General features: G+C 53.2%; 15 protein-coding genes. 13 read left to right on the top strand and 2 right to left on the bottom strand.

Annotated elements, in window-relative coordinates:
- Positions 1-66 precede the first annotated feature (66 nt).
- Genes dapA through DYE26_RS10055 form a run of 6 tightly spaced genes read left to right on the top strand, consistent with a single transcriptional unit; the run spans position 67 to position 6,801 of the window.
- Complete coding sequence (gene dapA / locus DYE26_RS10080) at positions 67-948, top strand: 4-hydroxy-tetrahydrodipicolinate synthase (RefSeq protein ID WP_036623934.1); 882 nt, start codon at positions 67-69, stop codon at positions 946-948.
- A 35-nt stretch (positions 949-983) separates the two neighbouring features.
- Positions 984-2,168 carry an iron-containing alcohol dehydrogenase gene (locus DYE26_RS10075; protein WP_036623933.1) on the top strand — a complete coding sequence of 395 codons (1,185 nt, stop codon included), beginning with the start codon at positions 984-986 and terminating at the stop codon, positions 2,166-2,168.
- A 10-nt stretch (positions 2,169-2,178) separates the two neighbouring features.
- On the top strand, positions 2,179-3,462 hold the full coding sequence (locus DYE26_RS10070) for a four-carbon acid sugar kinase family protein (RefSeq protein WP_036623932.1): 1,284 nt from the start codon (positions 2,179-2,181) through the stop codon (positions 3,460-3,462).
- Positions 3,459-4,457 (top strand): 4-hydroxythreonine-4-phosphate dehydrogenase PdxA, encoded by a 999-nt coding sequence (gene pdxA, locus DYE26_RS10065; RefSeq protein ID WP_036623931.1) that lies wholly within the window; start codon positions 3,459-3,461, stop codon positions 4,455-4,457. The genes DYE26_RS10070 and pdxA overlap by 4 nt, the downstream gene beginning before the upstream one ends.
- A 25-nt stretch (positions 4,458-4,482) precedes the next feature.
- Positions 4,483-5,433 carry a phosphoglycerate dehydrogenase gene (locus DYE26_RS10060; RefSeq protein WP_036623930.1) on the top strand — a complete coding sequence of 317 codons (951 nt, stop codon included), beginning with the start codon at positions 4,483-4,485 and terminating at the stop codon, positions 5,431-5,433.
- Between the two features lie 48 nt (positions 5,434-5,481).
- Positions 5,482-6,801, top strand: a complete 1,320-nt coding sequence (locus DYE26_RS10055) for an MFS transporter (RefSeq protein WP_036623929.1) — start codon at positions 5,482-5,484, stop codon at positions 6,799-6,801.
- A 107-nt stretch (positions 6,802-6,908) separates the two neighbouring features.
- On the opposite strand, the gene DYE26_RS10050 is transcribed toward DYE26_RS10055, so the two are convergent.
- Positions 6,909-9,251, bottom strand: a complete 2,343-nt coding sequence (locus DYE26_RS10050) for an AraC family transcriptional regulator (protein ID WP_036623928.1) — start codon at positions 9,249-9,251, stop codon at positions 6,909-6,911.
- Between the two features lie 137 nt (positions 9,252-9,388).
- Between DYE26_RS10050 and DYE26_RS10045 the strand changes: the two genes are divergently transcribed.
- Complete coding sequence (locus DYE26_RS10045; protein ID WP_051985526.1) at positions 9,389-10,933, top strand: extracellular solute-binding protein; 1,545 nt, start codon at positions 9,389-9,391, stop codon at positions 10,931-10,933.
- A 492-nt stretch (positions 10,934-11,425) separates the two neighbouring features.
- Here DYE26_RS10045 and DYE26_RS10035 read toward each other — a convergent pair whose 3' ends face one another.
- Positions 11,426-13,387, bottom strand: coding sequence for a hypothetical protein (locus DYE26_RS10035; RefSeq protein WP_036623926.1), 1,962 nt, complete (start codon positions 13,385-13,387; stop codon positions 11,426-11,428).
- 275 nt (positions 13,388-13,662) lie between these two features.
- Between DYE26_RS10035 and DYE26_RS10030 the strand changes: the two genes are divergently transcribed.
- The 6 genes from DYE26_RS10030 to DYE26_RS10005 all read left to right on the top strand — a co-directional run bounded on the left by DYE26_RS10030 (position 13,663) and on the right by DYE26_RS10005 (position 21,643).
- Entirely contained in the window at positions 13,663-15,210 is a 1,548-nt protein-coding gene (locus tag DYE26_RS10030) for an extracellular solute-binding protein (protein WP_036623925.1), read from the top strand.
- 98 nt (positions 15,211-15,308) lie between these two features.
- A complete protein-coding gene (locus DYE26_RS10025) occupies positions 15,309-16,277 on the top strand; it encodes an ABC transporter permease (RefSeq protein WP_036623924.1) in 969 nt (322 codons plus the stop codon).
- A gap of 69 nt (positions 16,278-16,346) precedes the next feature.
- Complete coding sequence (locus tag DYE26_RS10020) at positions 16,347-17,222, top strand: carbohydrate ABC transporter permease (RefSeq protein WP_036623923.1); 876 nt, start codon at positions 16,347-16,349, stop codon at positions 17,220-17,222.
- 177 nt (positions 17,223-17,399) lie between these two features.
- On the top strand, positions 17,400-18,518 hold the full coding sequence (locus tag DYE26_RS10015; protein ID WP_036622457.1) for an IS110 family RNA-guided transposase: 1,119 nt from the start codon (positions 17,400-17,402) through the stop codon (positions 18,516-18,518).
- A gap of 661 nt (positions 18,519-19,179) precedes the next feature.
- Positions 19,180-20,304: a glycoside hydrolase family 88/105 protein gene (locus DYE26_RS10010; protein ID WP_036623921.1), complete on the top strand. Its 1,125-nt coding sequence runs from the start codon at positions 19,180-19,182 to the stop codon at positions 20,302-20,304.
- On the top strand, positions 20,291-21,643 hold the full coding sequence (locus DYE26_RS10005) for a glycoside hydrolase family 28 protein (RefSeq protein ID WP_036623920.1): 1,353 nt from the start codon (positions 20,291-20,293) through the stop codon (positions 21,641-21,643). Before DYE26_RS10010 ends, DYE26_RS10005 begins: the two co-directional genes overlap by 14 nt.
- Positions 21,644-21,736 lie beyond the last annotated feature (93 nt).

Raw genomic sequence — 21,736 nt, 5'->3', positions numbered from 1 at the left:
AAAGCGCTTGTATATGAAAACAGTTCAATTCTGAAACAGGAACACTTGAATATAGGAGGCTTAACCATGGAATTCAAAGGCATTATTCCCGCCATGCTGACTCCTTTGACAAAAGAGCAGCAAGTGAATGAACAGGTTGCCCGCCAGCTCACGCGGCGGATGATCGATGCAGGTGTTAACGGTGTGTTTGCCCTCGGAACGAACGGGGAGTTTCATCTGCTGGATGAACAGGAGAAGCTGAAGCTGGCTCAAATTGTCGTGGATGAGGTGAACGGCGCAGTTCCCGTTATCATGGGCAGCGGAGGGAACGCAACCGCGGACGTCATTGGACTATCGAAGAAAATGGAAGAGCTTGGCGCAGATGCCTTATCGGTCATTACCCCGTTTTTTATCGCTCCTTCACAGGAGGAGTTGTACGTCCATTTTGCCAAAATCGCCGAATCCACTGCGCTGCCGGTACTCCTGTACAACATTCCTTCACGCACAGGCGTTCATTTGGAAGCGGATACGGTGGCGCGGCTGGCCAAAATCCCCAACATTGTCGCCATTAAAGACAGCAGCGGCAAGTTTGAGAACATTCAGCAGTATATTCAGGCCACGCAAGACGAAGATTTTTCCGTGCTGGCAGGCACCGATTCCCTGATTCTGCAGACGTTAAACGCCGGAGGCAGCGGAGCGGTGGCGGCTACGGCCAACATGCTGCCTGAGGTCGTCGTGTCCATTTACCAGAACTGGCTCAAGGGGGATCTCGAAGCAGCGCAGAAGGCCCAGGACCTGCTGAATCCGCTGCGCGATACGTTCAAATACGGTACCTTGCCGTCCGTACTGAAGAAAGCGGTGGAATTGTCCGGCATTCCTGTCGGTCCGCCGAAGCTGCCGGTCAGCGAGTTGTCCGGCGAGGCCCTGGCGATTGTACAGGAGATGGTCAGCAGCTACATGCTGAGATAAACATTAGAGACAGATAATGGGAAGGAGAGTTAACGATGCAGGATTTGTATCAGTTTCAGACAGCAGCCAAAATCATCGCCGGCAGAGATAGCCTTCACACTTTAGGCGAGCATTTGGACTCCGTGGCTGCCGGAATCCGCAGCGCTTTGGTTGTGGCGCAGCCGTTTATCCAAAGCTCCGGCATCCTGGACGGCTTGCTGAAGCAGCTCACGGAGAAGGGCATTCAGGCGCAGGTGACGCTGGATATTTTGCCGGAGCCAACGCTGGAAAATATTGAAGAGGTATATCAAAAAACATTGGGTGCAGCGGGTGCGAGTTGTGATGTCATTATCGGCATCGGCGGCGGCAGCGTTCTGGACGCGGCCAAAATATTGTCCGTGCTGCCGGCCAACGGCGGCTCGATCCGCGGCTTCCTGGGCACAAACCTGATCAAACAGGCAGGCATTCCAACGGTGCTCATCCCTACGACATCGGGAACCGGCGCCGAGGTGACACCCAATGCGATTGTGACGATTCCGGAGGAAGAGTTGAAGATCGGTGTGGTCAGCCCCTATCTGCTGCCGCAGCTTGTCATCCTTGATCCGATAGTGACGCTTGGTCTGCCGCAGGCGGTAACCGCCGCCACCGGTATGGACGCCTTTACCCATTCGCTTGAATCCTTGATTTCCAACAAGGCGAATCCGCTCAGCGATATGTTTGCACTGGAGTCGATCCGCCTTATCGCCTCTAACATTCTTGAGGCATATCATCACGGTTCGTCCATTGAGGCAAGAGAGAACATGCTGCTTGGCTCGATGTACGGCGGCATGGCGCTGACCAGCGCCGGAACGGCTGCGGTGCATGCTCTGGCCTATCCGCTTGGCGGCAAATTCAAGATTGCCCACGGGGTGGCGAATTCCATGCTGCTGCCGCATGTGATGGAATTCAACATGGACGCGGCGGCTCCCCGCCTGAGAACCGCCGGTGCTGCGATGGGCCTGGATGTGCACGGGCTGTCCGAACAGCAAGCCGCGGAGGCCGTCATCCGGCGCATTGCCGAGTGGACGCAGGAGCTGAACATCCCGCAAAATCTGCAGCAGTACGGCGTATCCGAGGAAGATGTCGAGGAGCTGTCATTCTCCGCAGCGAAGGTTACCCGGCTGCTGAACAACAATCCGAAGCCGGTCAGCGTGGAAGACATGAAAGTGATCTACCGCAAGCTGCTCCCGCAAAGCTCTTGAAGGTGATGGCATGAGGATAGCAGTCATTGCCGACGACCTGACCGGCGCCAGTGATTGCGGGGGACAGCTCGTCCATTACGGCCTGCAGGTGTCGGTTGTCCTGGGGCGGCGGGAAACAAATCCGCTTCCGAACGAAGCGGTGATCCTGAATACGGACAGCAGGTCCCTGTCCGGGGAAGAAGCCTACCGGACGGTTCAGGAAGCATGCCGGCAAATCCGCAATGAGCCCTTTGACGTGCTGTACAAAAAAATGGATTCCACCATGCGCGGGAACGTGGGGCAGGAGATCAACGCGGTATATGACGTGTTTGCGCCGGATTTTGTCATCATTGCTCCCGCTTATATCGGGAATGGACGGCAGGTGATCGACGGGATTCATTATGTGAACGGCATAAAGCTGCATGAAACGGAAGCTGCTCATGATCCCAAGACGCCGGTGCAGGAATCGCGCCTGGTCAAGCTGATCGGCGATCAGGCGCAGCGGAAGGTGGGACATCTGTCCAGAGCCGATCTGGAGCAAGGAACGGAGCATATCGCAGCCCGGATGGCTGCGTTCAAGGAACAGCGGATTGCCTATATCGTTGCGGATTCCGCAACGGAAGCCCACATGGAGACGATCGTGAAGCATATCGCGCCGCTATCCTATTCGGTCATCTGGGCCGGCTCATCCGGGCTGATCCGGTATCTGCCCCAGGCCTACGGCTTGTCCCGCGTGCATACCGAGGAGGCCCTGCCGAGATCGGAAAAGCCTGTCCTGCTGGTGGTCGGCAGCGTAAGCCCGGCTGGCCGCAGACAGCTGGAGCGGGTGCTGCAGGTGGCCGGGGTGACGGGCATCGAAATGGACGCAGTTCGGGTGATCAGCGGCGAAACCGTCATGGAGGCCGAACTGGAGAAGCTGCGGCGGTTGGCGGATGATGCCTTGGGGAAAAACAGGCATGTGGTGTTATTTTCGTCGGATAAAGTAGAGGAAACAAGAAGGGCCGGGCAGCGGTTCGGCTTTGGCCCAGTGGAGATCAGCAACCGGATCTCGCAGGCGCTGGGGCAATGCGCCGCAGAGCTGGTGACTAGACACGGCCTGCAGCATCTGTTCCTGACCGGAGGAGACACGGCGCATCAGGTATTCCAAAGGCTGAACCTGCATGAATTCCGGCTGCTGGCAGAGGTGGAGAACGGCATACCGCTTGGTAAACTTTCCGGAGAACAAGATATTTTCGCAGTGACCAAGGCGGGCAACTTCGGCTCGGAAGCTGTAATGGAGAAAGCGGTGCTGAAACTGCAAGGAGGGGCATTATGAAACCAATTATCGGGATTACGATGGGCGACGCGGCGGGCGTCGGTCCGGAGATTATCGTAAAAGCGTTAGGACATCGGGAAGTGTATGCGCAGTGCCGGCCGGTTGTGCTTGGGGACGCCAAAATCATGAAACGGGCATTGAGCGTGACGGGCTCCGGTCTGGTGCTGAACCCCGTGCATTCCATTCAGGAATGCCGGTTCGAACCGGGAACGATCGATTGTCTGGATCAGAACCTGCTGCCGGAGGAGCTGCCCTTCGGCCAGCTTTCGGCGGCCGCGGGAGATGCGGCGTTCCAGTTTCTGAAGCGATCGGTCGAGCTGGCCAAAGCCGGGGAAATCCAGGCGATCTGTACAGCTCCGCTGAACAAAGAAGCCCTGCATATGGGCGGCCACCGCTATCCTGGGCATACGGAAATTTTGGCGGATTTGACCGGGACGGAAGACTATTCCATGATGCTGTCCTCGCCCAAGCTGAAGGTGATTCATCTGACGACGCATCAGGGGCTGCTTGAAGCCATTCAGTCCATCACACCGGAACGGACTTATAAGGTGATCGCGTTGGCTGATGAAACGCTCAAGCGCGCCGGATACGCGAACCCGTGCATCGCCGTCTGCGGCATTAACCCGCATGCGGGCGAGAAAGGGTTGTTCGGCAACGGCGAAGAGGAAAAGCAGCTTGTACCGGGCGTCGAAAAAGCGCGGGCGGAAGGCATTCATGTGGAAGGCCCGCTGCCGGGAGATACGGTGTTTTTCCGGGCCGTACGCGGCGATTTCGATATCGTGGTGGCCTGCTACCATGACCAGGGTCATATTCCGATCAAGGTGCTGGGCCTGGAGGAAGGCGTGAACATTACGGTGGGCCTGAAAGGCGGTGTGATCCGCACCTCGGTGGACCATGGGACAGCGTTTGATATTGCCGGGCAGAACAAGGCGGATGAAGCAAGCCTGCTGGCCGCCATCCGTTCCGCTGCCGAACTGGCGCCAAAGCGTGTATAGACTAAGATAAAGGAGGCAATTCAGGATGAAAGTAGTTTCCACATCGCCGTCGTTCGGCAAATATTCGGATGAACCGTTCCGCTACCTGGAGCAGCATGGCCTTGAACTGGTTCATCTGCCTGCTGATATCGGGGAGGAGGATTTTATCAGGGAGGCTCAGGGTGCAGCCGCGGCTATCGTTGCTTTTAATACGATTAACGGACATGTGCTTGAGCGGATTCCCAGCCTGAAAATTGTGTGTAAACACGGCGTAGGCGTCGATAACATCGACCTGCAAGCGGCCAAGGAACGGCAGGTTTGGGTGACCAACGTTCCGAACGCGAATAAACATGCAGTCGCGGATTTTGCTTTCGGGCTGATGCTGGCGCTTGCCAGGCAGATTCCGGCGGCTGACCAGGGCACCAAGGCAGGCGAGTGGCCGAAAATTTTCGGTACGGACGTTTACGGCAAGACGCTGGGCATCATCGGACTGGGCAGCATCGGGAAAGAGGTCGCGCGCAGGGCGGGCGGATTCGATATGAGCCTGCTTGCGTATGATCCGTACCCTGACCATAAGTTTGCGGAGCAGTGGAAGGTGCGTCTGGCCGGGCTGGACGAGCTGCTAAGCGAAAGCGACTTCATTACGCTGCATATGCCGCTGATCGAACAAACTCGCAATTTAATTGGAGCGGACCAATTCTCTATGATGAAAGAAAGCGCCTTCCTGGTAAACGCATCCAGAGGCGGCATCGTCAATGAGGAGGCACTGTATCAGGCTTTGAAGGAGAAAAGAATCGCAGGCGCCGCGCTGGACGTATTCGAGCAGGAACCGCTGACCGCGCACCCGCTGTTCACGCTGCCGAACTTTATCGCCGCACCGCATATCGCAGGGTATACGGATGGCGCGGTGAACACGCTTGGCATGACCTGTGTCCGCAATATTGTAGACGTAATCGTCCATGAGAAGTCGCCGCAGCACGTGGTGAACGGGCTGTAATTATTCTTAACATTGTATCCCGACTTGGGAACAGGGAGGTTAGACAACATGCAAGCTAATGAACCGACAACCGCCACTGAATCAAAACCTGTCCGCAAAAAGTCCAAAGTCCGCTGGGTTATTGCCTTTCTGATGTGGGCGGCGATTGCCATTAACTATATTGACCGCACGGTGCTTTCGGCTGCCGCTCCATTTTTGACGGATGAATTCTCGTTAAGCGAAGCGCAAATGGGCATTATCCTGTCCGGCTTCTTCTGGTCCTATGCGCTGCTGCAAATTCCGGCCGGCTGGTTTGCCGACCGTTTCGGCCAAAAGAAGACGCTTGGCTTCGCCGTCATCTGGTGGTCGCTGGCGACGGCGGTGACCGGGCTTGCGACCGGCTTCAAGTCACTGCTCGGCTTCCGGGTTGCCTTGGGCGTCGGGGAAGCGGCGGCTTATCCGAGCAATGCGGGAATCGCGTCCAAATGGTTCCCGGACAAGGAAAGAGCAACCGTATCCGGTATTTTTGACAGCGGTTCCAAGTTTGGCGGGGCCATTGCCATGCCGCTGATCGTCTGGCTGATCGCCATGTACGGCTGGAAAATGACCTTTGTCATTATCGGTGTGCTCGGCGTCATATGGGGCATCATCTGGCTCCTTTATTTCAAGGAAACCCCGGAGGAGCATAAGGGAGTCAATGAAGCGGAGCTGCAGCACATCCGCGAGGGCCAGACCAAGAAAGAGGGCACTGACAGCAAGCAGCCGATGAAATGGTATCATTTGCTGAAGCACAGAAATATTTGGGCGATGTGTATCGGGTTCTTTATGATTAACTACAACTCCTATTTCTTTATTACATGGCTTCCCACGTATCTGGTCAAGGAACGGGGCATGAATCTGATCGAAATGGGGTTCGTAGCCTCACTGCCGCTGCTGTGTGCGATGGTTGCCGAGGTGGCCGCAGGCTGGTTATCCGACCGGATTTACTCAAGCGGAAAGCTATCCTTGACCGCAACACGCAAGCTCTTTCTGGTTATTGGTCTCCTAATGGCCGCCTGCATCGGTTTTGCTGCTTTTGCCGAATCTGCCGTTCTCGCCGTGGTGCTGCTGTGTATCGCCAAGTCCGGCACAACGGTCGCTGCCTCCCAGGTGTGGGCGCTTCCGGGCGATGTGGCTCCGAAGAACATGACCTCCGTTGTTGCGGGGATGCAAAACTCCGTCTCCAACATGGGCGGTGTCGTTGGTCCGATCATTACCGGTTTCATCGTAGCCAGCACAGGCTCGTTCGTACCGGCGCTGATTTTCTCCGCGGTACTGATCGTAATTGCGATTGTGAACTATCTGTTCCTGATGAAAAAGGTAGAGCCGATTCAAGTGAAAAACGCCTGATTTGGAATACTGATCCAAGCTAACAGCGCAGAAGGGGCAGCCCGCTGCGCTTTTCTTGTTCGCAGGCCCGGATGGGAGCCAGCGATGCAAGGTCCGCCGCAATCGGCCTAAATCGATTCACGGATCTTGCCGGGCCCGTGCGAAGCGGCGGCGTCGCGGTATTGCCCCGGCGTCATGCCCTCCACCTTGCGGAAAGAACGGATAAAGTTCTGCGAGTTGTTGTACCGGAGCTTTGCCGCGATATCCTTGACCGGCATATCCGTTTCCCTCAGCCATTTCTTGGCCATTTGGAACCGGTACATCGTGAGATATTCACTGAAAGAGTACTGCGTTTCCTTGCGGAAAATGCTGCTAATATAGTTCGCATTGTAGTGCAGGCGCGAGGCGCATTCCTCCAGGGTCAGGTCGGTGTCGTAATGATGCTGGATCAAATCGATGATTTTCTCCGATATATTGTGATACTGCGCGTTTTGCCTGCTGTTGAAAATTTTGATCATCGGCTGGATGACCGTGGTCCAGAACCAGTCCTCGATTTCGGCTTTGGTGTGCAGGTCGAGCATCTCCTCAAACAACGAGCTGTTGGCGTGATGGATCTGCTGCAGCGAAATCCCCGATTCCTGCATCATGATCAGCAAATTGTTCAGCAGGCGGGTCAGCGGAATTTGATACTCTTGCGGCGAGAGCTCCTGGGCGAACAAGGACTTAAAAAGCAGGCCGGTAAGCTCTTTCGCTCTGCCCGGTTCGGCCAGCTTGACCGCGTCCATCAGGTCGTTTTCTTTATGGGTCGGGTAGTTCAAGTTCAATACATGCTTGCCGGAGTTGATGTTCTCGTATTGGACAATCACGCCGGTGCCCAGTTTTATCCGGTATTTCAGCGCTTCGATCCCTTCCCGGTAGGCGATGGATATTTTGTGAATGGATTGGAAAGGCAAGCTCATGCCGATGCTGACCTGCAGTTTCAGATATTGGCCGATTTCGTGCTGCAGTTTTTCGGTTAAAGCATAAACGGTTTGATGAAAGGTTTCGGCATTTCCGTCCGCGCTTCCGATCAAAGTCACGATGGTCTGGTCCATAATGACCGGGGCAAACCTGCTGTGGGGATCCGCCAGTTCCTCGATCATATTCTGTGCGGCGAACAGCAGCAGGTTGAGATCTTTTTTCTCATAAGCCGAATCGTCCGCAAAATCGAGCGCCAGCGCGATGACCGCCATCGTTTGCCATTCCTCGATTTGATCTTTGTAGCCGTGCTGTTCGAGTTTCTCCAGAAGTTCGCGCTTTTTGTATTTTCCCTGGAAGGCCTGGATCAAGGAAAAGGTGCGAACCTGTCTAATGTGCTGGCTGATCTCCGTTTCGAGCCGGGATTTCGACTGGAACAATTGGTGGAGCTCTTCGCCGATCATTTCAAATTCGTTGGCCCGCCTCCGGCGGACATCGGTTTTTCGCCGGCCCATCTGATTAAGGAGGCGTTCAATCGGCGAATACATCCGGCGTGAACCGAACCAGGCCAGCAAGATGGACAGGATGAGCATAAGCAAGCAGACGTAAAAGGTATACAGCCCGATTTTGCCCGCTTCCTTGGTCAGGCTTCCGATCGAAGTCACCGACAGGTACACCCAGCCGTTCAATTGGGAGCGCAAATAGGTGACGGAAAAATCTTTTTTGCCGATCAACGTTTGAAATTGCCCGGAGGGCTTAGACTCGTCCGCAATCAGGGACACATCCGCAAATCCGGTCTCTTCGAGCGGCCTGCCGATGAACGACGGATCGGGATGGATCAGAATCCGATCGTGTTCGTCGACGACAATGATGCTGCCTTGCGAATTTACGTCCGTCGCGATGACGTCCTGCAGGCTGCAAGCGGGAATATTCGCCAGGGCCAGCCCGTATTTATGCAGCTTGGAGACCGGAAGCTTCTTGATCAGGCTGATGCTGTAATTGCATGGTGCGGAATTGATGTTTTCCTCGCTGTAAAACCACGCGGACGGGGTTAAAATCCACGAGGTATTGTCTGGCGTATCCATCAGCCGTTCGAGCCGCTCGTGATCCTTATATTCGTCCAGCCGGTAAAGGCCCGAATTTTTCACCATCCAGTTCTGCTGCATGTTGATCAAAACGACGTCTTCCAGCTTCGTATCGAAGGATTGCATGTTGCGGATTTCACTGCGCAAGTCGTTGTATAATTTGAAATCGCTTTCACTTAGCGGGTTGTTAAGAGCCCTTTTAAGCACGGTCGAGTTGACCACCTGATTTAAAGTTTGATTGACAGTCGTCAATTTACGTTCTACATTTGAGTTAATTTGCGAAATCAGTTCAATTTTGCTTTGGTTGACATTTTTTTGGATTTCCCGGGTCGAAGTCAAATAGGAAAAGGTACCGATGAACAACACGGGAAGCGTGCTTACGACGATCGTAAAAATCATTAATTTGCTCAAAAAGCTTAACGGTTTCACCAATATCAGCACCTGACCTTATGTGATGAATTGCGGCTATATCAAGTGTAAAGTGTTTTACAGATAATTACAATAATCATCTCGTTAGGCAATAATCATTTTGTTTCATTCTTCGAATTTTTAGGGAGGCATAATCAATGTTCAGAAAAAAACGCGGATTAAAAAGCATGTTTTGCGCGTTTGCTATTTGTCTGATCGCCGTTTCTCTGCTTGGCGGCTGCATGAACCGGGACGCAAAACACGCGGCGGCCGGCGAAGATCGTACTTTTATTTCGATTTTGGTACCGCTTCATTTTCCTCAGCCGCCCTCCAAAGATGTCGTAGCGGAAATCGAGCGGCTGACGGGGGTGCAGCTTGACCTTCGCTGGGTGCCGGAGGGCGTTTATACCGACAAGATGATGACCGGGCTGACGACCAATTCCTTGGCCAAAGTCAGCTTCGTGAAATTTTCCGATTACAATCTGGTCAAAAATGCGATTCGTTCGGACGTTTTCTGGGAAATCGGGCCGTTTTTGGAGGAGTTTCCGAACCTCGGCAAGCTTGAACGGAAGATTTTGGATCAGACTGCGGTGGACGGAAAAATATACGGATTATATACCGAGCGCCCCTCCTCGCGGCAAGGGGTTATTCTGCGCAAGGACTGGCTTGACCATCTCGGTTTAAAAGCGCCGCAGACGCTGGAAGACCTGTATGAGGTGATGAAGCAATTTACATATAACGATCCGGACGGGAACGGGAAGCAGGACACGCTGGGCGTCGTGGACCGCAATGATCTCGTGTACGGCATTTTCAAGACGTTAAGCTCTTATTTCGGGACGCCGAACAATTGGAAAATTGAGGATGGCCATGTCATCCCGGAATTTATGACGGACGAGTACATGGATACGATGAATTTTATGAAAAAGCTGTACGACGAGAAGCTGATCAATCAGGATTTTCCGCTTACGAGCAAAGAGATTCAACGCGACAAGTTCATTCGCGGCGAGGCGGGCGTATTTATCGGGAGCATGACCGACGTTCAGCGGCTGTCCATTGAAGCGCGGGCGATCAATCCGGACGCCGAATTTACGCTGGTCAACCGGATCAAAGGCCCGCACGGATACAAGGTCTGGTCGATTCCGAACTACAACGGGCTTTATTTGTTTTCCAAAAAGGCGATCCCTACGGAGGAAGAACTGCGGGAGGTGCTTGGCTTTTTTGACCGGACCATGGACAAGGATGTCGCCAATATAATGATGTACGGATTTGAGGGGAGACATTATTATACGGAAAACGGGAAAGTGGTCCTTCCGGAAGAGACTTCGCAGCTTCGGGTGTACGAGGTGAACCCGCTGTATTCGCTGCTCATTGCCGACATCAGCAACAAAAATATTATGGAGGTCGCCAAAAAAGAACAGCTGACCTATATTGCGGATCAGCTCAGTAAGGACAATGAATCGTTTCTGGCCCTTGACCCGACGGTTCAGCTCAATTCACCGACCTTTGATGAGAAAAACGCCGAGCTTTCCGCGATCATCGCGGATGCCACATACAATTACATCCTTGGCCACATCGATGCCGAAGGCTTCAAGCAGGAAATCGAACGCTGGCAACTTAGCGGCGGCGAAACGATTATCCGGGAATTCGAGGCTTCACTTGCAGAACAAAAGAGCGATATAAGATTGTTCAAAACAAGGCTATAGAATGACATGAAACATGATTTTGCTTTGGGAGGTACACAATGTGCGAAGAGAGACTGGATCGAATCGAGGATATGCTAACTCGACTGATCGGGATGGTTGGCAGGTCAATATCCACTGCTCCGGACGCTTTGCACGATTATCCCGTTTGATCCGGAAGCAAAAAGGAAGATAAATCAGGAGAAGAAAATAGGTTTGGGAGCAGCAGACATGCTCGAGATCGTTAGACAGTTTGTGAGAAAGAGGTTTGGAGAAGTGAAGCAGACCTCACGGGAGGAATGGGGCAAGACACCGGGAAAAATGAAAGGACCGTGATTAGCCCCCAACCTCTCCCCCTGAACAAGAGGGATAATCGTGAAAAGCAGCAGGCAGGGGTACCAAGACACAAACCTTGGTTTTGATTTAGCAAGGACCTTAGCTTCCGCTTGCCGGCGGAACTTAAGGTCCTTGTTGCTTCGTTTCACGGATGCCGTGCATGCATTTTCCATATCCAATCTAGCCACGGGCCTGAAGTCTGCTGCGTATGAGCTCTCTGTTTTCCCAAAGCTGTCTTCTGAGATTGGCTTTGGAGCCTTCCAGCAAAAAATGAGGGATGCCGTTGGCTTTGGCGATTTCCACACCGGCCCAGGTTGCTTCGTGTGAGGTCGCTGTAATCAATTTAAACAGGGCGTGGGATTTGCGCAGTTCCGCAAAGATTCGCTCCGGATGTTCTCCGTTTTCATGGACGAATTCCGCCCCGGTTTGTTTGACCACGGATTCAAACCATTTGGCTTGTCCTCCAATGACGGCGATTTTGCACCCCTGCAGGAACGGTTCACTTTCCGCGGCGCTTTTTTTCTTTTTCTCCGTATTCCGCTTTCCGGTTATGGCTTGTCCGCGTTCGCGGTTCATCTCGTCCCGGTTCCGGAACACTTTTGAAAGTCTGGCGCAGGTTCCGTCCGCGGCCACATTAAACAGGCAAGGATCGCCGTCAAAGGGGCGCTGGACCTCCAAATCTTTTTCATGTACGGGAAAACGGTTTTGCGGGTTTTGGATATCTACGCAGTAGTAGGCATGGTGTTCACCCAGTTCCACATATCCCCAATATTGCTCGATGGGCGCATGCGTGTCGTCCCCTTGAAACAGCACGGTGATATGCTGAAAGACGGAGCCGTCCGGCCTCTTTTGCGGTTCGCACTCAACCTCGGCCTCATGCTCCAACCCGACGGCGTTAACCACGGATTCCGTAACCGTAAAGGAATCACCGTCTTCCAACTGGATATAACCGCCGTGTTCTTTGCGATAAAAGATCCCGGTCTTCTTGTTTGAGACCGTCGTCCGGTCCTGGACAATATCCTGCGGCGGGGCGGGCGGCTTCAAGCTGCTGGCCGCTTCCGCCTTGTAATCGGGTTCCTCCGGGTAAACGTGAAACTGTTCTTCAAGCCGATTGATGAGATCAAGCTTCAAGGAAATCTTTTTGCGGATGCGTATTTGTTCCGGCCCGGTCAGCGTGCCGCGGCGCTTTAGTGTTTCCATAAGCAGGAAGGCTTCCTCATGAAAATGCCGAACCAGCCGATCCCCACAGGCCGCGGGACTTTCCGCCAAACTGAGCCGCCTTTGCAACGCGTCTTGTTCTTTCCGGACGTTCTGCAGCGCCAGAGCGGCGTTTTTTTCGCTCTCGCGGGCCGCCTGTTGCCATTTTCTTGTTTCTTGCCGCTGCTTCTTTACATCATGCTCCAATTGGGAGTTTCTCTTCCGTTCGAACTCGTGACGCTGCCGAAGGCCGGCAAGCTCTTGTTCCAGTTCCGCTTTTGCCGCTTGAAGGGCGTTATTTTGGGCCAGCACACGCTGCAGATTTTCTTCCAGTGTCCGCAGTTCCTGCTTCAGTTTGGCGATGGTCCGTTCGGCTTGAACGCGGAGACCGCGTTCATGGTCGATTCTTTGCTTCTCTTCTTTGGCCAGCTCTTTCTTGTCCCGGGAAGGGGCCGGGGCAGGAGCAAGGGCCAGGCCGGATGGCAATTCTTGCTCCAGCTCCGCGATCCTTTGGGCGATAGCCGCCGATTCTTCGGGAAAAAAACGCAAAGCCCAATAGTAATGCCACGGCCCGTATTGCTCCTTTTTTTCTTGCTCCAATGCCAAAAACGATTCATCGGAAGCCGTATCATCCTCATAAAGGTCGCTTACGGACAATAGGATGTGCTGCAGTATTTTTAACTTTTCGTGGCGCTTCCCCGATTTCGCGCGAATGATATGGATGAGTCCTTCCATAGGGTAAGGTTTGTTCGTGGAACTCTTTCCTTTAATATTTAGCGATGATAGCAATCGCCGTTTCCGGGCATCGCTCATCTCGTGGAGAATACCGGAAAATTCCCGGATCGGAAGAGGGGCGGCCAATAATTTGACTATCGCGCCGCTAAACGGTTTGAATTCGGCTGCATCCATGCCGTTAAACGTTTTTCGTAACATTTCAACTCGCATATATTACCTCCTTTTTATTAGCGAAAGATTCGCGTCTATAGTACTTTATAGCTCCGGGGCTATACAAAAGTGATTGCTTATATTGTACATTATACTGTAATTTTTTTTATAATTTGATTAAAAAATATATTCCCATCATTCATCACCACGATAATCATTATTTCAGATATGCCCGTCGCGCCGGCCGTTATGAGGAAATGATTGTTTCCGGAATGCTCCGGCGGAATGTACTGTGAAGATGTAACCAATACATTTCATTTGGAGGTCAAAACGGTATGAAGAAAAAGTCTTTCACCCTCTTGTTGACCGCGCTTTTATCGCTAAGCGTCATGCTGGCCGGTTGTGGAAGCGGTAACAATGGAGGCGGCGCAGCCGCGACAGAACCGGGTTCGTCCACCGCGGCGAACGGAGAGAACCAATCCGCAGGGTCGGACAAACCGACGGAAATCACGATCATGCTTCCATTGAATACGTCCGAGACTCCTCCGGACACGATCAAAACCGAACTGGAGAAACTGACGAACACGAAGCTGACGTATCAGTTTTTCCCGGCCGACACTTATGAGGAAAAGCTGAATACCGCATTTGCAACAGGCTCTTTGCCGCAAGTGACCTACCTCAAAAACCAGACTACGTTTATTCAAATGAAAGAGGCGATCAAGGACGGGCAGTTTTGGGAAATCGGCCCTTATATGAGTGAATTCCCGAATCTGAACAAATTGAAGCCGGAAATTCTGAACAACACGAAAGTGGACGGCAAGCTGTATTCGCTATACATCGGCAGACCGCTTGCCCGCCAAGGCATCATTTACCGCAAGGACTGGGCGGACAAATTGGGGCTTAACGCGCCGGCCAATGTGGATGAATTGTTCGAAATGGCGAAGGCGTTCACCGAACAAGACCCGGACGGCAACGGCCAAAAGGATACGACGGGGATTGTCGACCGGAACGAATTGGTTTACGGGGCCTTTAAAACGGTATCCTCCTGGTTCGGCACGCCGAACAACTGGGGCGAGAAGGACGGTCAGCTCCAGCCGGAGTTCATGTTCCCGCAGTATATCGATACGATGGACTTTTTCAAAAAGCTTCGTGACAACGGTTACATCAACCAGGATTTTGCGGCCACGAGCAAAACCGATGCCGTCAATATGTTCACCAGCGGCAAGGCCGGACTTTATATCGGCGGGTCCATGCAGGATATCGATTCGATCCACAAGGATTTGATCAAAAACGCTCCAAATGCCGTGCTGGACACGCACAGTATGGTTGCCGGACCGGACGGAAAATTCGCCCAATGGATGATTCCGGGTTATAACAATATCGTCCTGTTCCCGAAATCCGCAGTAAAAAATGAGGAAGAGCTCAAGAAGATTCTGGCGTTCTTTGACAAGATGATGACCCCTGAAGTGGCCAATTTGATGTATTGGGGCATCGAAGGCACGCATTATACGGTAGTGGAAGGAAAAGCGCAAGCTGCGGAAAACAAGGAATTGATCGAACGCGAAGTGAAGCCGTTCAAGGACAGCGTCATCGGCGAGTTCGAAACGAACGGCATGTACGAAAGCTACAATACGCTGCCGGGGCGGATTCATGCCGAGGAATTAATCAAGGAAAATGTGAAGGTAGGCGTGCCTGACCCGACGGCGGCTCTCGACTCGCAAACCTATACGAATAAGGGAGTAGAGCTTCAGCAAATCATTACGGACGCCACGTACCAATATATCTATGGTCAAATCGACAAGGCCGGTTTTGAAAAAGCGGTGGAACAATGGAAGAGCCGCGGCGGATCGAAAATCATCGAGGAGTATAACGCATCCAAATAAAACGTAGGCCGAACAGGCAATGAGGCTGATGCTTCAATAAATAGGATGAACTAAAGAATGTGATGTTCATGAATTAAGAAGCAGAGAGGAAGAGACGCATGCAGGAAGCGACCGCTCCGTCCACTGTTACTCCCAAGGTCCAGCCTGGCAGCCGCCGCAAGACCGGCGAGCTCAGGAAGCGGCTGTGGAGAAACAAATGGCTGTATGTCATGCTGCTGCCGGGAGTGCTTTATTTTATCATTTTCAAATATTTGCCAATGTACGGGCTGATCATTTCTTTTCAGAATTACAAGCCTTATAACGGAATTATGGGCAGCGAATGGGTCGGTATGGAGCATTTCAAACGATTGTTTACCGAACCGGACTTCGCGAACATTTTGATGAACACGATCGTTTTGTTTGCCCTCAACCTGTTCATTTATTTTCCGGTGCCGATTATCTTGGCGTTAATGCTGAACGAGCTGCGGGGCAATTTTTTCAAACGGCTGTTTCAGACGCTTGTCTATTTGCCGCACTTCATGTCCTGGGTCATCATCGTTTCGATTACTTATGTCATGGTGACGATGGACGGCGGCATTATCAACGAACTGCTGGTTTATTTCGGATTTGAAAAAATCAATTTTTTGCTGAATCCCGGCTGGTTCAGGCCGATGTATATCCTCCAGGTCATTTGGAGGGAAGCGGGTTGGGGTACGATTATCTACCTGGCGGCCATTGCGGCCATCGATCCGGGACTGTATGAAGCGGCGCGGATCGATGGAGCCGGCAGAATGCGGCAGGTATGGCATATTACGCTTCCGGCGATCCGGGGCGTCATCATCACGCTGTTTATTCTGAAAATCGGCCATGTGCTTGACCTCGGGTTTGAGCACGTCTACCTGCTATTGAACTCGATGAACCGGCAGGTTGCGGAAATCATCGACACTTACGTATACACCGCCGGTTTGCGGCAGGGGCAGTATAGTTACAGTACGGCGATCGGGTTCTTTAAATCCGTGATCGGCCTGATCATGGTCGTGCTGGTTAACAAAGTAGCCAAAAAAATCGGGGAGGAAGGCGTCTACTAGAACGTGTTCAAGAAGTTAGGTTTATGGCTTCCTGAACCATCGTTTCAATATAGATGTGGAGGAGTTCATATGGTAGAAGACAGATCCATAAGCGGCAGAATATACGCTGCCATTAATTTTACGCTGCTGGCCATCGTTGCGCTCATTACGGTGCTTCCCTTCATCCATGTCGTGGCCGGTTCGTTTACGACCAACGCGGAGCTGGCAGCCAATAAATTTGTGCTGATCCCGAAGGTGTGGAGTTTGGAAGCTTACAAATTTATTTTTTCGACGAATACAATTTTCAGGGCGATGGGCGTTTCGGTTGGCGTTACTTTGATCGGTACGCTGTTCAGCATGCTGCTGACGGCGCTGATGGCTTACGCGCTGGCCCGCAAAGATCTCGACGGCCGTAAAACGCTCAATTTCCTCGTCGTCTTTACGATGTTGTTTAACGGCGGCTTGATCCCTACGTTTCTGGTCGTCAAGGAGCTCGGGATGATCGATACGTATGCCTCGCTCGTCGTGCCGTCGGCGATCAGCGCTTTTAATATGATCATTCTTAAAAACTTCTTTCAGAACATTCCGGAAGGCCTGGAGGAATCCGCGCGGATCGACGGCTGCAGCGACTTCGGCATCCTGTTCAAAATCGTACTGCCGCTTTCGATGCCCGCAATCGCGACGATTTCCCTGTTTTATGCGGTGACGTACTGGAATACGTACATGTCGGCAATTTTGTACCTGAACGACAGCGTGAAATGGCCGATTCAGGTGCTGCTCCGGCAAATCGTCGTGCTGGCGAGCGGGCTGGATCACAGTTCCACCCTGGACGGTACGGTGCCGCCGCCGGATCAGACGATCAAGATGGCGGTCATCGTGGTCGCCACGGTGCCGATTCTGCTTGTGTATCCGTTTTTGCAGAAGCATTTCGCCAAAGGGGCCATGCTCGGCTCGATCAAAGGCTAAGAGGCCGCGTTATTCCGTGTACAGCGTGACATGGTGCGTTTTTTAACCCGCAAAACGATTCTAGCTATGATGAACGTAAACAAAAGACAGCCCTCCATATTGCTACATCTCGTAGGTTAAAATGGATAGTGAAAACCAAACCATTTCAGAGCTACATAGCAAAGGAGAGCTGATACTATGCAGTCTACCACAAAATTCGTCGGTTTAGATGTATCCAAAGAAAAAATTTCGGTTGCTATTGCAGATGCAAGCGGTGAAACTCCTCGCTATTACGGGAGCATTCCTCACACCCCGGCGGCGCTGCGCAAGCTGATCAAAGAACTGGGACCGGCCGAAACGCTATCGTTTTGTTATGAGGCAGGTCCGACAGGTTACGAAACCTATCGCTGGATCACCTCCATGGGAGCCCATTGCGTTGTCATTGCTCCGTCGCTTATTCCCAAACGCCCTGGTGATCACGTGAAGACGGATCGACGGGACGCCGAGCAGCTTGCCCGTCTGTTTCGTGCAGGAGAATTGACTCCTGTCTACGTCCCGGAGCGGGAAGACGAGGCTTTGCGGGAGTTGGTTCGCGCCCGGGAGGCCGCCAAAGAGGACGCGCATCGGGCACGCCAGCGGATATTGAAGTTCCTGCTCCGCCATCACATCGAACCGCCGGCTACGATAAAGCGTCGTTGGACCCGGAAGTACCGTTCCTGGCTGGAGCAACTGACATTCCCTTATGAGCCCATGCAAGTAGCCTTCGACGAGATGCTCCATACCTTAAATGAGATCGAGCAGCGGATGGGGCGTTTGGAAAAAGCCTTGGTTCAGCAAGCCACGGTCGGCTCCAAGGCAACTCTGATTCGGGTGCTTCAGTCCCTGCGTGGGATTGGACTACTGACGGCCGTCACTCTAGCTGCTGAGATCGGTTCATTTACTCGCTTCCGCTCCCCGGCCCAACTCATGGCGTATTTAGGGTTGGTTCCTCGTGAGAGTTCAACCGGCCTGAGTACTCGGCGCGGAAGTATGACCAAAGCCGGTAACGGGCGCTTGCGCCGATCCTTGGTGGAATCCGCCTGGAGCTACCGTCATCGGCCTGCGGTGAAAGGAGATCTCGCCAAGCGTTTGGATGGCATGCCGGCCGATATACAACTGTTGTCGTGGAAAGCGCAAGAAAGATTGCATTACAAATACCGTCATCTCATTTTTGGAAAGAACAAACACAAAAATGTGGCCGTAGGCGCGGTGGCCAGGGAGCTAACCGGGTTCATATGGGCTGTTGCTCGAACGGTGGAACAACCGGTGGCTAACTAACGCCCCTTCCGTCCCCTTTGGGGAGACGCAGGGAGCGTTGCCCCCTGCACCCCCACACTCGCCGTGAGGCGTTCCTCATTTCCAATGAGGAATAGGAAAAGTGTTGATTTGAACCTAACCGCTTGTCAAGAAAAGCGCTTGACAAGCTCACGCCTGAGCACGAGGCCCGGGAGCAAACGAAGGTTCCGGGAGAGAATTTGCGTCAACCGTTTGCACTAGGTGAGTAACTGAACGTGCGCTTCTAGCTTGCAAGAGCTCTCCTTGACGAAGGCATAACATGTGGTACCAACCCACGGATAGCAGCGTGCCGACCGTCGCTCGCATTTTTGCTCTCGCGCCACGTGCTCAGGCACCTCTCACACGGAGGGCTTGACAAAAACGTTCATAGCAACGGTTGCCACAACCGCTATTTGTTCCAAAAACGTTGATTTCAAATTGTAACGGTTGCCATGGCGCTTATTTCACTGAAAGCCGGTTGTGTTTGCCTGGATTAAGGAAATTAACGACGCTCGCAACCGTTAGAATTTAGCAAAGGCCTTTTTTCGTAAAATAGCCGCTGCTGCAACCGTTAAATTTACGGCGAGCGATAGTAACGGCTTGAAAACCTGAACTTTTGCGGAAAATCGGGAAAGTATGATTTTGAAGTGAAAGGAGCTTGGAAATGACAGTTCGTTGTCCGGACACACCGATCGAGTGGGCGAGGAAGGCCTGCGATTCGCTGATGGACGCTTACGCCGCCGGCAGCCTGCCGCCCGCGCACCGCTGGCATTACCATCAAGGCGTTTTCCTGTGCGGGATGGAGCTGCTTTGGGAAGCCGTTCAGGATGAGCGCTACATCTCGTATATTCAGGAGTATGTGGATGATCTGGTGGATGAGCGGGGCAATTTTTATTTTGCCAGGGATGAGCTGGACGCCGTGCAGGCGGGGCTGCTGCTGTTCAGGTTGTATGAACGGACCGGAGCGGCGAAATACCGGATCGCGGCGGATAAGCTGCGAAACCTGCTGCTGACTTTGAACAGAACGTCCGAAGGCGGTTATTGGCATAAGGATAAATATCCTTATCAAATGTGGCTTGACGGGCTTTATATGGCGGGGGTGTTCTCGCTGAAATACGCGAATGCGTTCGGGGATACGGGGCTCAGGGCAGAGGTGCTGCATCAGGAGAGACTGATGCGCAAACATATGAAGGACGAGCGGACCGGGCTGTTGTATCATGCCTGGGATGAGAGCCGGCGGATGCCATGGGCGGACCCGCAAACCGGATGTTCTCCGGAATTTTGGAGCAGGTCGCTCGGATGGTACGGCCTGGCCCTGGCGCAATTTTTTGAGCTGCTGCCTGACGATGAGCCCGGGAGGGATGAACTCGTTAACGCTTTACAAGGGTTCGTAAATGCCCTGATCCGGTATCAGGACCGGGAGAGCGGGTTATGGTACCAGGTCGTCGACAAGGGGGAGCGGCCCGAAAACTGGCTGGAAACGTCGGGCTCCTGCCTCTTTGTCTACACGATCGCCAAAGCGGTGCAGCGGGGAATCGCCGATGAAGAGGCCTTGAGCGCCGCCAAGAAAGGGTATGAAGGGCTGACCCGTGCGGTGGAGTGGGATGATGCGGGCCGGCTGGTGCTGCCGGGCATCTGTATCGGCACTTCGGCCGGTGATTACGACAATTACGTAACGCGCCCGAAAGTGAACAATGATTTGCATGGCGTCGGCGCGTTTGTGATGGCTTGCGTCGAAATGGAATCATTATTGAACAGATCGGAGAGCAAACAAAATGTGTATGTATAATATCGCCGATTATGGGGCCGTCAGAGAAAGCGGGGTTTTGGCAACCCGGGCGATCGAAGCCGCCATCGCGGCCGCGAGCGAAGCGGGGGGAGGCACGGTGGTGGTTCCGGCCGGCACGTTCCTGACCGGAGCCATCTTCATGAGAAGCAATATCGAGCTGCGGCTTAGTCCCGGCGCGGTGTTGTCCTTCAGTACGGACCCAAACGATTATCCGGCCGTGGAGTCCAGATGGGAAGGGGTAAAAAGAGAGGTCCACGCCTCCTGCATTTACGGAGAGGATCTCGAAAACGTGTCCGTGACCGGAAGCGGCTGTCTGAACGGAAACGGGGAGCCGTGGTGGGATAAGCACAGAAACCGCCCGGAGGAGCTTAAGTTTCCGCGTCCGAAGCTGATCAGCTTTGACCGCTGCCGGAGGGTAAGCATCAAGGATGTAACTTTGGTCAACTCGCCGAGTTGGACGGTCAACCCGATTTGCTGCCGCGATGTGACGATCGACAATGTGTCGATTCTGAACCCCGCGGACTCGCCGAATACGGACGGCATCAACCCGGAGTCGTGCACGAATGTCCGCATCGGCAACTGCAATATCGATGTAGGGGACGACTGTATCGCCATCAAGGCGGGAACCGAGGATACGAAAGAGCGGATTCCGTGCGAAAATATTACCATCGTGAACTGCACGATGGTGCACGGGCATGGCGGGGTCGTGCTGGGCAGCGAGATGAGCGGGAATATCCGCAATGTGACGATAGCAAATTGCGTCTTCAAGCAAACGGACCGCGGCATCCGCCTGAAATCCCGGCGCGGCCGCGGCGGCGTCGTCGAAGATATCCGGATCAGCAATATCGTGATGGAAGACGTGATCTGCCCGTTCATTATGAATCTGTATTATTTCTGCGGACCGCGCGGCAAGGATAAATATGTTTGGGATAAAAATCCGTATCCTGTGACGGAGGAAACGCCGAACTTCCGGCGCATTCATTTTTCCGGGATCACGGCGCGCCAGGTTCACGCTTCCGCCGGGTTTCTGTACGGTCTTGCGGAGCGGTATATCTCCGAAATCACGTTCGATAACATCGACATTTCCATGGCGGAGGACGCCATTCCCGGACGCCCGGCGATGATGGCCGGCATCAGCGATATGGCGCGGCGCGGGTTCTATTTGGGGAATGTGCGGGACGTGCGGTTCAGCCGGGTAACGATTGAAAACCATGAAGGCCCGGCCTTTTACATTGAAAACGGGGATGACGTGGAAATTACGGATTGCCGGTCGAAAAATACCGCCAAGCCGGAAAAACTGGTGGAGCAGGTGACGCTCTCGTCCTTTGAATCTATATAGGATGCACTAAAGAATGTGATGCAGGCAAGGGAGTAAAATGATTCCGCAGAAACTGAAAGCTTTCTGAAAGAAAGCTGCATCGGAAGTATAACT

Source organism: Paenibacillus macerans (assembly GCF_900454495.1).
In the GTDB taxonomy this organism is placed as follows: domain Bacteria; phylum Bacillota; class Bacilli; order Paenibacillales; family Paenibacillaceae; genus Fontibacillus; species Fontibacillus macerans.
The sequence above is the reverse complement of the archived record's forward strand: the minus strand, read 5'-3'. Positions and strand labels throughout refer to the sequence as shown.